The sequence below is a fragment of the Delftia sp. UME58 genome, from assembly GCF_014170385.1.
Taxonomy (GTDB): Bacteria; Pseudomonadota; Gammaproteobacteria; order Burkholderiales; family Burkholderiaceae_C; genus Comamonas; species Comamonas acidovorans.
In genome coordinates, this window is sequence record NZ_LZZV01000083.1 from 1 (window position 1) to 13,585 (window position 13,585).

General features: G+C 65.1%; 15 protein-coding genes. 3 read left to right on the forward strand and 12 right to left on the reverse strand.

Annotated elements, in window-relative coordinates:
- Positions 1-315: 315 nt before the first annotated feature.
- The 9 genes from A9976_RS19915 to A9976_RS19955 all read right to left on the reverse strand — a co-directional run bounded on the left by A9976_RS19915 (position 316) and on the right by A9976_RS19955 (position 5,949).
- Entirely contained in the window at positions 316-582 is a 267-nt protein-coding gene (locus A9976_RS19915; protein WP_183020441.1) for a hypothetical protein, read from the reverse strand.
- A gap of 78 nt (positions 583-660) precedes the next feature.
- Positions 661-882 (reverse strand): hypothetical protein, encoded by a 222-nt coding sequence (locus A9976_RS19920; protein ID WP_183020442.1) that lies wholly within the window; start codon positions 880-882, stop codon positions 661-663.
- Complete coding sequence (locus tag A9976_RS19925; RefSeq protein WP_183020443.1) at positions 872-1,444, reverse strand: RNA polymerase sigma factor; 573 nt, start codon at positions 1,442-1,444, stop codon at positions 872-874. The genes A9976_RS19920 and A9976_RS19925 overlap by 11 nt, the downstream gene beginning before the upstream one ends.
- Positions 1,441-1,662 (reverse strand): DUF2892 domain-containing protein, encoded by a 222-nt coding sequence (locus A9976_RS19930; RefSeq protein ID WP_183020444.1) that lies wholly within the window; start codon positions 1,660-1,662, stop codon positions 1,441-1,443. Before A9976_RS19930 ends, A9976_RS19925 begins: the two co-directional genes overlap by 4 nt.
- Before the next feature lie 116 nt (positions 1,663-1,778).
- The gene (locus A9976_RS19935; RefSeq protein WP_183020445.1) at positions 1,779-3,011 is read right to left on the reverse strand and encodes a hypothetical protein; all 1,233 of its coding nucleotides are present in this window, start codon (positions 3,009-3,011) and stop codon (positions 1,779-1,781) included.
- 116 nt (positions 3,012-3,127) lie between these two features.
- Positions 3,128-3,589, reverse strand: a complete 462-nt coding sequence (locus A9976_RS19940; protein ID WP_183020446.1) for a hypothetical protein — start codon at positions 3,587-3,589, stop codon at positions 3,128-3,130.
- A 3-nt stretch (positions 3,590-3,592) separates the two neighbouring features.
- Positions 3,593-4,201 carry a peptidoglycan recognition family protein gene (locus A9976_RS19945; protein WP_016446773.1) on the reverse strand — a complete coding sequence of 203 codons (609 nt, stop codon included), beginning with the start codon at positions 4,199-4,201 and terminating at the stop codon, positions 3,593-3,595.
- Positions 4,202-4,446: 245 nt separating this feature from the next.
- Entirely contained in the window at positions 4,447-4,914 is a 468-nt protein-coding gene (locus tag A9976_RS19950; protein ID WP_183020447.1) for a hypothetical protein, read from the reverse strand.
- Between the two features lie 96 nt (positions 4,915-5,010).
- Positions 5,011-5,949: a DMT family transporter gene (locus A9976_RS19955; RefSeq protein WP_183020448.1), complete on the reverse strand. Its 939-nt coding sequence runs from the start codon at positions 5,947-5,949 to the stop codon at positions 5,011-5,013.
- A gap of 145 nt (positions 5,950-6,094) precedes the next feature.
- Here A9976_RS19955 and A9976_RS19960 point away from each other — a divergent pair, with 145 nt between their 5' ends.
- Positions 6,095-7,027 (forward strand): LysR family transcriptional regulator, encoded by a 933-nt coding sequence (locus A9976_RS19960; RefSeq protein ID WP_183020572.1) that lies wholly within the window; start codon positions 6,095-6,097, stop codon positions 7,025-7,027.
- Here the strand turns inward: A9976_RS19960 and A9976_RS19965 are convergent.
- From A9976_RS19965 to A9976_RS19975, 3 genes are read right to left on the reverse strand one after another with little or no spacing between them, the layout of a single operon-like run.
- A complete protein-coding gene (locus A9976_RS19965; protein ID WP_183020449.1) occupies positions 7,024-8,589 on the reverse strand; it encodes an ABC transporter permease in 1,566 nt (521 codons plus the stop codon). The two genes, A9976_RS19960 and A9976_RS19965, sit on opposite strands and share 4 nt — an antisense overlap.
- The gene (locus A9976_RS19970; RefSeq protein ID WP_183020450.1) at positions 8,580-9,404 is read right to left on the reverse strand and encodes a phosphonate ABC transporter ATP-binding protein; all 825 of its coding nucleotides are present in this window, start codon (positions 9,402-9,404) and stop codon (positions 8,580-8,582) included. Before A9976_RS19970 ends, A9976_RS19965 begins: the two co-directional genes overlap by 10 nt.
- 19 nt (positions 9,405-9,423) lie before the next feature.
- Positions 9,424-10,308 (reverse strand): putative selenate ABC transporter substrate-binding protein, encoded by an 885-nt coding sequence (locus A9976_RS19975; protein ID WP_183020451.1) that lies wholly within the window; start codon positions 10,306-10,308, stop codon positions 9,424-9,426.
- Positions 10,309-10,894: 586 nt separating this feature from the next.
- Between A9976_RS19975 and lldP the strand changes: the two genes are divergently transcribed.
- Entirely contained in the window at positions 10,895-12,589 is a 1,695-nt protein-coding gene (lldP, locus tag A9976_RS19980; protein WP_183020452.1) for an L-lactate permease, read from the forward strand.
- Between the two features lie 185 nt (positions 12,590-12,774).
- Positions 12,775-13,536: a transcriptional regulator LldR gene (gene lldR, locus A9976_RS19985; protein ID WP_183020453.1), complete on the forward strand. Its 762-nt coding sequence runs from the start codon at positions 12,775-12,777 to the stop codon at positions 13,534-13,536.
- The last annotated feature ends 49 nt before the right edge of the window (positions 13,537-13,585 follow it).

A 13,585-nucleotide genomic window follows, 5' to 3' on the forward strand; every position in this document is an offset into this window, starting at 1 on the left:
GGGCTGGTGCTGGGGGTTTTCTGAGGGTTGCCAGCATCTTGGGAGGCCTACATTTTCAGTGATCGCAATGCGGTCTTCAACTGGGACGTGGTGCGTCGGGTGAATTGCCTGAATCAGGGGAAATGGATCGCCTACAACCCACGTCAGGGGCAATAAATGAACGCGAACGCGCTGAAGCGTGCGGTGCTTGGCGGAATTGTCATTATTCGGCTGAATTTTCGGGGAGCATGGTGTGAAATATGCGTGTCAAGATTGCGGTGCAGTATTTTCCAGATTGACGCAGTGGTTCGGCAGCGAATTGAAGTGCAGGGTATGTCATGCAAAATACGCCAAGAAGATGACTGTTGTTTCTTTTTTATTTATTGGTCCTCTTGCTTGGTTTTCTATCTGGCTTGGAATATGGAATAATAATCCGCTGGGGATAGTTATTTTTTTTGGTGTCATGCATTGGTTATGAGTATTTCTGCATAATACAGAAAAAGATTGAATACGATGATTTTCTCGAAAGAAAATAGCCAAAAGGTTTATTTCTTGTGATTTGCACGCTGCTGTGGCTGGTATCAGATGAATTTCACCATGCAATCCACGGTTGGGCTCCTGGATATGGTGCGGGCACACTGATAACCAGTGTTTCAGGAGCGCTTTTAACAGGTCGGGAAATCAGCGTCCGGCGCCGTGGTCCTTGCCGGCTTCTTGCTGCCATGTCTGGAAAAGGCCCACCAGCCAACACGCAGGGCATCCGCGCATCAGCAGTAACGCACCGCCGAAGGCGGCCAGCCTGGGCAGCAGCGGCAGACCGTCCAGCAGCATGGCTGCCAGCAAAAGGGCCATGGCGGCTGCGCCGCGCAGCAGGTGGGTGCCCACGGAGCGGCTACAGAACATCGCGTGGCTCCTGCGGCATATCGTCCTTGACCCAGTAGCCGCTGGCCAGCAGGTGCTCGCGCACCTTGGCGCGTGCGCGGTGCAGGCGGCTTTTCACTGCTTCCACACTGAGGCCGAGCTGGGCGGCGGTTTCGGGAGCGGTAAGTTCGTGCACGTCCCGCAGGATCAGCACTTCGCGGTAGGGAGGGCTCAAGCGTTCCATGGCGCGGGCCAGGTCCAGCCGCAGGCCGTGGGGGATGGGCGCAGCGGCGAGGTTCATCGGCGGTGCATCGGGCGCATCCAGCGATTCGGTGCGGCCACGGCCGCGCAGCAGGCGCCAGCATTCGCGCTCGACGATGCGGAACAGCCAGGTGGCGAAGGCCGCCGTGGCGCGCAGCGCTCCCACGCGGCGGTACAGCTGCCACAGTGCCAGTTGCACGGCGTCTTCTGCGTCCTGGGCATTGCTGCAGGTGCGCCTGGCAAAGCGCTTGAGGTCGGGTTGACAGACCGACAGCAGGCGGACTATGGCATCCCGGTCGCCCTGGCGCGCGGCCTCGATCAGAGGGGCGTCGGCGCGGATCATGGCGCAGTGTCCACGGGCTTGCGGCCGAACAGGGCGCAGGCCGGGCAGAACCCGGCCACGCCCGTGATGGCCAGCGTCGCCGCGCCGGCGATCAGCAGCCAGAACGAGGCGTTGCCGAGTGGGGTGACGCCCAGCAGGGCCACTGCGATCAAGGCGATTGCACCGGTTGCGCGCAGTGCGCGTTCCCATATCGGCAGGTTGCGTTTGAGATAGAACATGAACAGGCTTTCTGAAGGGTTGAGTCCTTGCCAGGAGACGCTGGCCGCCTAAAAGGATTCGACACTGCCTGATTTTTTAGGGTGGCTGTCTTGGTGGCCCGGTCGCCCGGTGTGGCTCAGCCGAACAGGCGCGACCAGAATCCGCCTTTTCCACCCACCTGCTGCCGGGCTCCCTGCATGTGGGCGCGTATGCCGAGCAGCTGGGCATCGTCCGGATCGTGGCGCAGGGCGATCTCGACCAGTTCAGGCTGAAGGTGCGAGGCCTTGAGCTGGCCCAGGGCCCTGAGGGCGGTGACCTTGTGCGCATGAACGAAGCTCATGCTGCGAACTTCCCATTGCGCTTGCCGTTGCTGCGGCGAAAGCTGCGCATAGCGGCGCTCGGCTTCGGCCACGATGTCGAGGACGTCCTGGTGGTGGCTGGTCTCGTTGAGATAGGCGCATGCGGTCTGCGCGCAGTCAAGATACAGGCCGGTGTCAAGCGCGTAGTCCTCCATCAGCAGCAGGGACAGGTCGGTGGCCTGCTTGCGGTTGCCCAGTTGCCGATAGGCATGGCGCAGGTTTTCCAGCAGGGCCTGGAAACGGGTCTGCTGCAGCCCGGCTTCGAGGACGGCTGCCGCCTGCTCGTACTGTTCCTGCGCGTTGTACAGCACGCCCAGGTTGTTGCAGCACATGGCATAGGTGTGGATGTCCAGCGCGGCGGGCACGGCCTCCTGGCCGCTTGCCGGCGTGCCGGCGCTGGCGAAGCGCTCCAGACAGCGTTCGTAGAGTGTGGTCTGCAGGCGCTCGATTTCCTGCAGGGCCGCTGCATCCGTGTCGGGGCGCTTCCACTTGCCCACGGTCACGCCGGCCGTGTAGCAGTCGGGTGCCGCCGGGCCATCAGCCAAGTCGGGATAGGAAAAGATGCTGCGCCAGGGCACGGCATGCTCCATCTCGAAAATGCGGGCTTGCAAGTCCACCTGGGGCTGCAAGGCATGAGACTTGCGGTAGGCGGCCAGCGCGGGCTCGGGTTCGTCCAGCCAATAGTGGGCACTGCCCAGATAGCGGTGTCCATACGCATTGCCTGGTGACATCGCCAGTGCGCGCTGCGCCCATTCGCCGACCTGGCGCAATGCCGCACTGCGGTCCTCGGTGAATTGGTCACTGGAATCGAGATACACCAGGCACAGCATCAGCCATGACCATTCGCTGCCCTGGCCTGATTCGGCAGTGGCCTGAATGCCGGTAAAGAGGCTGGCAATCGCTTCGTTGTCCAGGTGGTTGAAAACCGTGGTGCCGGACCATAGCGCATGCATGCGCGCATGGTCGCCCTGGCTGAAGGAATTCATTCCCTGGGAAATCAGTCGGTCCATGGTCTGTTGGGGATATTGTGGGAGGCGCCATCGTATCCGCTGTTTTTGGCAGGAGGATGGGGAAGCGATCAATGGGAGTGACAAGACGCCCGTGTAGACAATGTCTGAACAACAGGTCAAAGCCCCGTCAACTGCGGCAATGCCTTCTCGCAGGCCTTGCGGCACAGGTAGCGCAGGTCGTGATCGCCATCTTCACTGCGCAGGTAGCCGGCACCGGCGGCGTTGATGTTCCATTCATAGACCTTGCCCGAACGCAGCAGCCGTCCGCTGAAACTGCAGGGCAGGATGATGGATTCCTCATGGAAGCTGCCAGTCGAGACTTGCTTTGCCGTCGCGAAATAGCGGGCCACGTCGGCGGCGTCCAGGCTGACTTTCTCGCATCCCATGGTCTCGCCCGTGCCTACGGAACGGGTGACCGGGCCGATGACGGAAACGGGCGCAGCCTTGGCCGCGTGTTTGTGCGTGGATGTGGAAGTAGATGAGGCCTGCAGCGGCGCATGCAGGCACAGCATCACGGCAGCCCAGGCCGCAATGCGCAGGCTGCGAGAGGGATTGTTGAAAAGCTGGCTGGATGGCATGGCTCAGGCTCCCGTGAAGATGTAGCGCAGCAATTGGGCGCCTTCGGTCGCTTCCTTGCGGGCAATGGCGCCGTGGGAGTAGACATCGGACAGAAGCTTGAGCTTGTAGTGGTCCACCAATTGCTGGGTCAGCCATTTGGTCTGGAACAGCTGCGATTGGGTGGGCGCCTCGTAATCCTTGGTCGATGGCAGGAAACGGCCCACCACCTCGATGCCCACGGAGTCGCTGTTGGCCGGATAACGCAACGGATAGGCCTTTGTGTTCTCGTGCGATGACACATTCTTGGCACGCTTGCTGAAGCTCAGGCCCTTTTGGTGCAGCAGGGCATTGATGTTCTTGAGTTCCGTGGGATCGCAGGTGCTCTCGTTGACGCAGCGCGGCTGCAGGATGCCCACATGCCAGCAGATGCGCTCAAGGCTGGCCGTCTGGTAGATCTTCCCGTCCTTCTCGATCAGAAAGTGCGCCCCCGTTTTCTGGCCACTCTTGTAGGCATTGAGCACGCTGGCGGCCGTGGACGAGTCAGTGCGGTGTAGCACGATGGATGTGACGGACAGCAAGGCGCCGTGCTCTATGGACGGATAGGTCTTGACTTCGACGCTTTTGTCTACCATCAATCCTTTTTCGATAGTGGCCAATTATTTCTCCCTCTGTATTCCGGCTGAATGAATGCGAATGGCGGAAAGCCGGGAGAGCATACGTGGCAGAGGGATATGAATGATTCAAAATGTACAATTCATGCCTGATTGGAAATATCTTGAAACAATTAAGGGAATTTATGAAGTCTTGATGAATGGTGAGCGCATGTGTTCATGTCTTTGCATCGGCCATGAAGTACCTCATGGCCTTGTACACCTGTCTAATGGGTTTTGATTTCGATGATCATTCCGAAGATAAACGCAATCCCCAACCCAAAAATAGTGCCAAGAGAATTCAGGAAAATGTATTCAAGATCCGTAGAAAACGGACCATTCATGGAAAAAATCAGAGAAATTCCAAGATATGGAATGGAGCCTGCGATGGCTCCATAAATCGAAAGATTCAATAGTGTCAAACGGTTGTGTTTATTCAACATGAATATGCCAGGCAGACCCAGAATGACGAAGCCTGTGTAGCTGCAGGCCCAAATCGGGAAGATCAGCAAGCCGATCCAGCTGTCCCCGCTGATTCTTGCTGCGGCAAGAATTGCCAATATCACCGCGGGGAAAAATGGCGCAGCCAAGCATGCGACAAGCATTCTGGGCGTAATGCAGATAAATGATTGAGTCTGCAGCTCATGGGCGTCTGGCCTGACGGAATTGATCCGTTGCGGAATCATTTTTTCCATGATGTAACGGTGGATTCACAGTGGGAAATGGCTGAAAGGAGTGGCCATCGTATTTGCCCTCTGTGAAGTCAGTGAGAAGTGGCTTGGAACGGTAATTCACGACTGGCCCGTGAGCCGGTGCCCCAGCACCGCCACCACAATGCAGCCCATTCCCGCCCACTGTGCCGCCGACGGCACGGCGCCAAACCAGGCCAGGTCCACCAGCAAGGCCATGGCGGGGTAGACGAAGGACAGTGCCGCAATGGCGGGCGCCGGCAGCCGCTGGAATGCGGCATACATTACCGTGTACATGAAGGCCGTATGGACCAGTCCCAGGGTCAGCACCATGGAGGCGGCCCGCGCTGACAGCAACTGGGGGCTGGCTGCGGCGACATGGGCGAGCAGGGGCAGGGCCCACAGGCCCAGCACCAGTCCGCCCGCGAGCATCTGCAGCATGGCGATCTGGGCCGAGGGCATGTGGCCCAGGCGGCGCGTGGCGACCGTGGTGCCTGCGTAGAGTGCGGCGGCCAGCAGGGCCAGGGCCACGCCTATCCAGGCGCCTGTTCCAGCATGCGATGCATCCATGCCATCCAGCCCGACCAGGCCGCTGCTCAGTGCCACGCCCAGCAGGGCCAGCAGCAGCCAGGGCAGCTTGCGGCGTTCGACGGGCTCGCCCTGCAGCGCCGAAAGAGCCAGCAGCATGAAGGGCTGCACGTGGTAGACCACGGTGGCCACGGCGATGGAGCTGTAGTGGTAGGCGCTGAACAGCGCGACCCAGTTGAGCACCAGGGCGATGCCGCCCCCGGCCAGCCACAGCCATTCACGGCCTTGAGGGGCGACCCATTCGCGCCGCCAGGCCAGCCACAGGCCCAGGCCCAGTGCGCCCAGCACGCACCGGGCGAATACGACCAGCAGCGGCGGCAGCGCGCTTTCCACGACGAGCAGGCCGATGGTGCCCGACAGCGCCATGGCCAGCAGCATGCGCCAGGTGCCGCCCTGGCTGGTTCGGGGCCGTGTAGGTGAGGTTGCAGAGGTGAGGCTGGGGCTGTGGGACATGGTGTCGATTCCTGGGCGCGCTTCGGTATGGAGCGCATGGCCGTATCTTGCGGACCCTGCAATCAATCAACAATCCACCAGTCATTCAAATTAATATTGCCTGCCATGCAACAAAGACCGGAGTAGCGCCTTGCCCGATACCGCCATGCCCCTGGATGAAATGCTGGTCTTCGCCCGTGTGGTGGAGCACCAGAGCTTTGCGGGCGCGGCCCGGCAATTGGGGCTGACGACCTCGGCCGTGAGCCGCAGCGTGGGGCGGCTGGAGGCGCACTTTGGGCTGCGGCTGCTGCAACGCACCACGCGCTCGCTGTCGCTGACCGAGGCGGGGGCCGAGATCCACCAGGCCTGCCTTCGGCTGGTGGCGGATGCCCAGGCCGTGCAGGCGCTGGCCGGCCAGCTGCGCCAGCAGCCGCGCGGGCTGCTGAAGATCAGCGCGCCGGCCGTGCTGGGCGATATCTGGCTGTCACCACTGCTGCCGGGCTTTTGCGCGCGCTGGCCCGAGGTGCAGGTGCAGGTGGACATGACGGACCGCATGGTGGATCTGGTGGCCGAGGGGCTGGACCTGGGCCTGCGCATCAGCGTGCCGGGCCAGATCGCGCCGGGGCTGGTGGCGCGGCCGCTCAAGACCATCCGCTATGTGCTGGTGGCCACGCCCGGCTACCTGGCGCGGCATGCGCAGATCATGGAGCCCGGGCAACTGCTGGCGCATCCCTTCATCAGCCTGGGCTACGGGCAGTTCCAGAACGAGGTGGAATTGCGCCCGCTCCACCCTGCGGCCGCGCCCGCCATGCGTCTGCTGGTGGATACGCCCATCACCATTGCCAGCAGCCTGGGCATCATCCACGCGCTGCAGCAGGGGCCGGGCATTGGCGTGGTGGCCGACTTTGCGGCGCAGGCGGCGCTGCAGGCCGGGCAGCTGGCGCCCGTGCTGCCGGGCTGGGCGCTGTGCGGCAAGTACGCGCCGCGCGTGGTGCATGCGGTCTATGCGCCCACGCGCCATGTGCCGCTGAAGCTGCGGGCGCTGATCGACTACCTGGTCGAGATGGAAGGCGAGGGCGCTGCGGCCTCCACCACCTAACCCATGCGCCTTCGCAGCGCCGCGCTGGCCCAGTCCACGGCCACGGACAGCGCCAGCATGGCGATGATGACGGTGCTGGCCTGGGCGTAGTGGAACAGCGACAGCTCGAAGTACAGCAGCTGCCCCAGCCCGCCCGCGCCCACGAAGCCCAGGATGGCGGCCATGCGGATGTTCATCTCCCAGCGGTACAGCGTATAGGCCAGCAACTGCGGCGCGGCGCCCGGCAGGGTGGCGTAGAGGAAGGCCATGGCGCGGCCGCTGCCGGACAGGCGCAGCGCCTGGGTGGGGGCGGCGGGCTGGTTCTGCAGGGCCTCGGCATACAGGCGCCCCAGCACGCCCGCCGTGTGCAGCGCCAGCGCCAGCGCGCCTGCGAACGGGCCCAGGCCCACGGCCAGGGCGGTGATGGTGGCCCAGACCAGCTCGGGCACGGAGCGCAGCACGTTGAGCACCAGGCTCCAGGGGGCGCGCCAGCGCGGCAGCGCCAGCAGCAGGCCCAGCACGGCCGCCAGCAGGGTGCCGACCACGGAGATGGCCAGCGTCTCCCACACGCCCACGGCCACCTTGCGCAGCCATTCGGCGCTGGTGTCGGGAGGGAAGAAGCTGATGACGAATTCCAGCATGGACCGGCCCGCCGCGCCCGTGAACAGCGAGGGCAGGTCCATCTCCAGCATGGCAAAGCTGGCGGCCACGCCCAGCGCCAGGGCGGCGCAGGTGAGGGCGCTGCGCCAGCCCCAGGCGCTGGCACGCGCGGCGGGTGGCGTGTCCAGCGCGCGGCGCAGGCCGCGCGAGAGCAGGTCGGCGCCCCAGACCAGCAGCATGAAGGTCAGCAAGATGGTGGAGGCCTCGCCGCCGTTGAGCATCTTCATGGCCTGGTCCATGAGCTGGCCCAGGCCGCCCGCGCCCACAAAGCCCATGACCACCGAGGCGCGTATGGCGCACTCCCAGCGGTAGACGGTGTACGAGGTCAGCTCGCGCGCTGCCTGGGGCAGCAGGCCATAGAGCATGGCCAGCGGCCTGCGCGCGCCCGCCTGCACCAGGGCACGCGCAGGCGCGGGGTCGGCCGATTCCAGGATTTCCGCATAGACCTTGGCCAGCATGCCGCCATAGGTCAGGCCCAGGGCCAGCACGCCAGCGGCCGGCCCCAGGCCGAAGACGCGCACGAAGACCAGGGCCCAGACCAGCTCGGGCACGCCGCGCAGGATGGTGAGCAGGCCGCGCGTGACGGGGTTGAGCGCCCGCCGCTCGCGCGCGGCGCCCGTGACCAGGTAGGCCAGCGGCACGGCCAGCACAAAGGCCAGGGCCATGCCGGCCGTGGCAATGGCCAGGGTCTCCAGCGTGGCGCGGCCCAGGTAGCCAAGGAAGTCGCGTCCGGTCTCGGGCGGCAGGAAGGTGGCCAGAAAGCGGCCTATGACCTGCAGGTTGCCGGGATCGAACAGCGCACCCAGGCTGAAGCCTGCGCCCTGGAACAGCGGCCACAGCACGACGGCGGCCAGCACCAGGGCGCCGAGGCGGCGAGGCGCGGCGGGGTCACGCAGCGCGTGCAGATCGGAACTCAACGGCATGCGGATGCGGACAGCGGTGCGGCAAAGGCGGCGGGCGCGGGTGTCCACGCAGGGCGGGAGGGATCATCGCCAGGATGCTCGGACCCATACAGCGCACGCAGGTGTTCCTGCGTGACTTCGGCCGCCGGCAGGTCGAAGGCGATGGCGCCATCGCGGATACCCACGATGCGCGCAAAGCAGGCCAGCGCCAGGTCCACGGCATGCAGGCTGGCCACCAGGGTGGCGCCGCGTGCGGCCGCTTCTTGCACCAGCAGTTGCACGGTGGACAGGGCCAGGGCCGGGTCCAGCGCGGCCACGGGCTCGTCGGCCAGGATGAGCTCGGCCTGCTGGTAGAGCACGCGGGCAATGCCCACGCGCTGCAGCTGCCCGCCAGAGAGCTGGTCGCAGCGCGCGAACAGCTTGTCCGCCAGCTGCACGCGGGCCAGGGCCTCGCGCGCGCCGGCGGTGTCCTGTGGGTACAGCAGCGAGGCCAGCGCCTTCCAGGCAGGCCAGCGGCCCAGGCGCCCGGCCAGCACGGTCGTGACCACGCGCTGGCGCGGCGGTATGGGCGGCGCCTGGTGCACCGTGCCGATGCGCGCGCGCAGCAGCCGGGGAGCCCCCGCGCTGGACGCAGGCACCTCGTCGCCCAGCACGCTGCGCCGGCCCTGGCTGGGTGCCAGCGCCGTGCCGATGACGGACAGCAGCGTGGTCTTGCCCGCGCCCGAGGGGCCGATCAGCGCAATGGCCTCGCCCTGGCGTGCGGCCAGCGTCACGCCGCGCAGCGCAATGCCGCCGCCGGCGTGGGTCAGGCCCACGCCTTCCAGTTCAAAGCTCATGGAGCGCGCCTGCCGCGACTTACTTGAGCAGGCCGGCCGACTTGGCGGCAGCCTCGATGCCTTCGTAGTTCGAGGCCTGGGTGGGCACGAAGCGCGCGGCGCGCTGCAGCTCCAGGATGGCCTTGTGCTCGGGCTTGGCCGGGTCCAGCGCCAGGAAGGCGTCGGTCAGCTTCTTGACCAGGGCCGGGTCCAGGTCGCCGCGCACGGTCCAGTTGTAATCGAAGTAGGGCGGTGTGGTGGCGAACACGCGCACCTTGCTGGTATCGATCTTTTTGCTCTCCACCAGCTTGTCCCAGACCGATGCGTTGAGCACGCCGGCCTCGGCCTTGCCTGCGGCCACGAAGGCCACGGTGGCGTCATGCGCGCCGGAGAAGGCCACGGTCTTGAAGTCCTTCTCGGGGTTGATGCCGTCCTGCTGCAGGAAAAAGCGCGGCATCAGGCTGCCCGAGGTGGACGAGGGCGCGCCAAAGGCAAAGCTCTTGCCCTTGAGGTCGGCCAGGGTCTTGATGGCGGGGTTGGCCGTGATGAACTTGGAGGTGAACCTGGCGTCTTCCTCGCGCTGCACGATGGGGATGGCCGTGCCGTTGGTGCGGATCTTGGCCTGCACGAAGGTGAAGCCGCCCAGCCAGGCCAGGTCCAGCTTGCGCGTGGCCAGCGACTCGACCACGGCGGCGTAGTCGGTCACGGGCGTGAACACCACCTTCATGCCGGTCTGGGCCGAGAGGTACTTGCCCAGCGGCTCGAACTTGCGCTGCAGCTCGGTGGGAGCTTCATCCGGGATGGCCGAGACGCGCAGCACGGCGGATTCGGTGGCCAGCGCGGGCAGGCTGGACAGGGTGGAGGCGGCCAGCACGCAGGCAGCCGCCTGGCGCAGCGCCGAGCGGCGCGCAGGAATGTGGTTCATGGATGGGCTCCGTTCAATCAGCCACCGCCGTCCGGATACACGGCGGTTTAATGGGCGCCCGGGATGACCGGGCGCCGAAAGTACAAGGGCGGTACACCGACCGCTGAGGCTGCATTGTAGGGAGCGGGCTTTTCCGTTGGGGGCGTCAGGCATGGGCGCCGGACCTGCGGGCACAGCGCTGCCGCCGATCTTTTTCCAGCTTGCGCCGCGTTTGTGCACCGCCTGGGGCCTTGCCTGGCCGAAGACTTGAGCATGCGTCGCACCAAAATATCCATGATTGGTATGACCAATAAATGTCCTGGTGCATTATCTGCACTATTTTAGGTGTTTACCCTGTTCAACTGATGGCTTGAAAGCTCTGAGAATCGCACCACTTCGCGCAATGGTCTGAATTTTGACTTAATTGGTTGGACCAATTTTTCAATAGCCCACAAGGCACCAGCGCGGGGAACACTCCCGGTCACCGTTGCAACCAGCCAGCCAGCAGACATCAGTGCGGATCGCACCGCATGCCAACGCTGCAACGAGAGGGAGTGGCCGACAAGGGGCGCTCACCGCGCCCTCCCCATCATCTAGAGACACGGTCATGCAAACCATCTGGCAGCAGAACTACGATCCCGCCGGGAACATCTGGATCTCGGCGCTGATCGCGCTGATTCCCATCATCTTTTTCTTCCTGGCGCTGACCAGGTTCCGTCTCAAGGGCTACCAGGCAGGCACCGTCACCGTGGCGCTGGCGCTGGGCGTGGCGCTGCTGTTCTACAAGATGCCCGTGAGCGCGGCACTGGCCTCGGCCGTGTACGGCTTCTTCTACGGCTTGTGGCCCATCGCCTGGATCATCGTGGCGGCCGTGTTCCTCTACAAGATTTCGGTCAAGACGGGGCAGTTCGACGTGATCCGCTCGTCCATCCTGTCGGTCACGCCCGACCAGCGGCTGCAGCTCATCCTGGTGGGCTTTTGCTTCGGTGCCTTCCTGGAGGGCGCGGCCGGCTTCGGCGCGCCCGTGGCCATCACGGCCGCGCTGCTGGTGGGCCTGGGCTTCAAGCCGCTGTACGCGGCCGGCCTGTGCCTGATCGCCAACACGGCGCCCGTGGCCTTCGGCGCCATGGGCATTCCCATCATCGTGGCGGGGCAGGTCTCGGGCGTGGATGCATTCGCCATCGGCCAGATGGCCGGGCGCCAGCTGCCCTTCATGACCGTGCTCGTGCTGTTCTGGCTGATGGCCATCATGGACGGCTGGCGCGGCGTCAAGGAAACCTGGCCTGCCGTGCTGGTGGGCGGCGGCTCCTTCGCCGTGGTGCAGTTCCTCACGGCCAACTTCATCGGTCCCGAGCTGCCGGACATCACCTCGGCCATCGTCTCGCTGGTGGCGCTGACGCTGTTCCTCAAGGTCTGGCAACCCAAGCGCATCTTCCGTTTCGACACGGAAGGCGAGGGCGGCAAGCCCGCTGCAACCGCAAAGGCGGCCAAGGCTCCAGCCGTCAACTCCGGTGCACCGCTGACGGCCGGCGCCGTCATCAAGGCCTGGTCGCCCTTCATCATCCTCACGGCCATGGTGACGGTCTGGAGCATCAAGCCCTTCAAGGCGCTGTTCGCCGCAGGCGGGCCGCTGGCCTCCACCGTCATCAACATCCCCGTGCCCTTCCTGCACAACCTGGTGGAGAAGACGCCGCCCGTCGTGGCCGCCGCTGCGCCCTACGGCGCGGTCTACACCTTCAACTGGCTGCTGGCCACCGGCACGGCCATCCTGATCGCGGCGCTGATCACCATCACCTTCACGCGCCTGTCGCCGGCCAAGGCCGTGGCCACGCTGGGCGAGACCTTCAGGGAGCTGGCCGTGCCGATCTACTCCATCGGCATGGTGCTGGCCTTCGCCTTCGTGGCCAACTACTCGGGCCTGTCGGCCACGCTGGCCCTGGCGCTGGCGCACACGGGCCAGGCGTTCACGTTCTTCTCGCCCTTCCTGGGCTGGATCGGCGTGTTCCTGACGGGCTCGGACACCTCGGCCAACGCGCTGTTCGCCGCGCTGCAGGCCACCACGGCGCAGCAGCTGGGCCTGCCCCAGGTGCTCACGGTGGCGGCCAACACCACGGGCGGCGTGACGGGCAAGATGATCTCGCCCCAGTCCATCGCCATTGCCTGCGCGGCCGTGGGCCTGGCAGGCCGCGAGTCGGACCTGTTCCGCTTCACGGTCAAGCACAGCCTGATGTTCGCCGTGATCATCGGGGTGATCACGACGCTGCAAGCCTATGTGTTTACGTGGATGATCCCGGGGTATTGACATGAAACACCCCCTGAGGCGCTGCGCGCCTTCCCCCTCTCTACCCGCTTCGCGGGGGAGGGGGACGACACCCTCGCGGCGGGGCGGCCCTTGCTCGGTGTCCCTGGCTTGGGCAGTGCGGGTTTCATGCGATGAGGCTGGCGCATAGCGCCGTGAATCACTGAAAACCAATTCTGAGAATCCCCATGCGCGTTGCCGATCAAGTTGTCGAGAAATTGCTTGCCCTGGTGCAGGCCAGCGGAGTGCAGCCCGGACAGCGGCTGCCCGCGGAACGGCAACTGGCGGCCGAGCTGGGTGTCTCGCGCACCTCGGTGCGCGAGGCCATACAGAAGCTGACCAGCCAGGGCGTGCTGGCGGCGCGGCGCGGCGATGGCACCTACCTGCAGGAGCCGGCGCCGGCTGCCGAGCCTGCGGACTGGCTCAAGGACGCCATGCGGCCGCTGGCCGGCCTCATGGAGTCCGACTCCCACTACCGCTACGACGTGCTGGAAACCCGCCATGCGCTGGAGACCAGCACGGCCTGGCTGGCCGCCCAGCGCGCCACGGAGCGCGACAAGGACCATATCCAGCGCTGCTTCGAGGTGATGATCCAGCACCAGCAAAGCGGCCACGCCGAGCTGGCGGCGCGCGCCGATGCGCAGTTCCACCTGGCCATTGCCGAGGCCTCGCACAACCTGGTGCTGGTGCAGGTCATGCACAGCCTGTTCACCGTGGTGCTGTCCACGGTGGAGCGCAACCGCCATGACATGTTTCGCCTGAGCGCGCCCCAGACCCTGCAGGAGCTGACCGTGCAGCACCAGAGCCTGATGCAGGCCATCCTGGACGGCGACCCGCAGCGCGCCCGCGAATGCATCGGCGAGCACCTGGAGCATGTGCGCACCACCATCCAGCGCCTTGACGAGGACCGCGCGCGGCGCGAGCGCTCCATGCGGCTGCCGCTGAAATGAAGCTCCCCCTGAGTCGCTGCGCGCCTTCCCCCTCTCTGCTCGCTTCGCG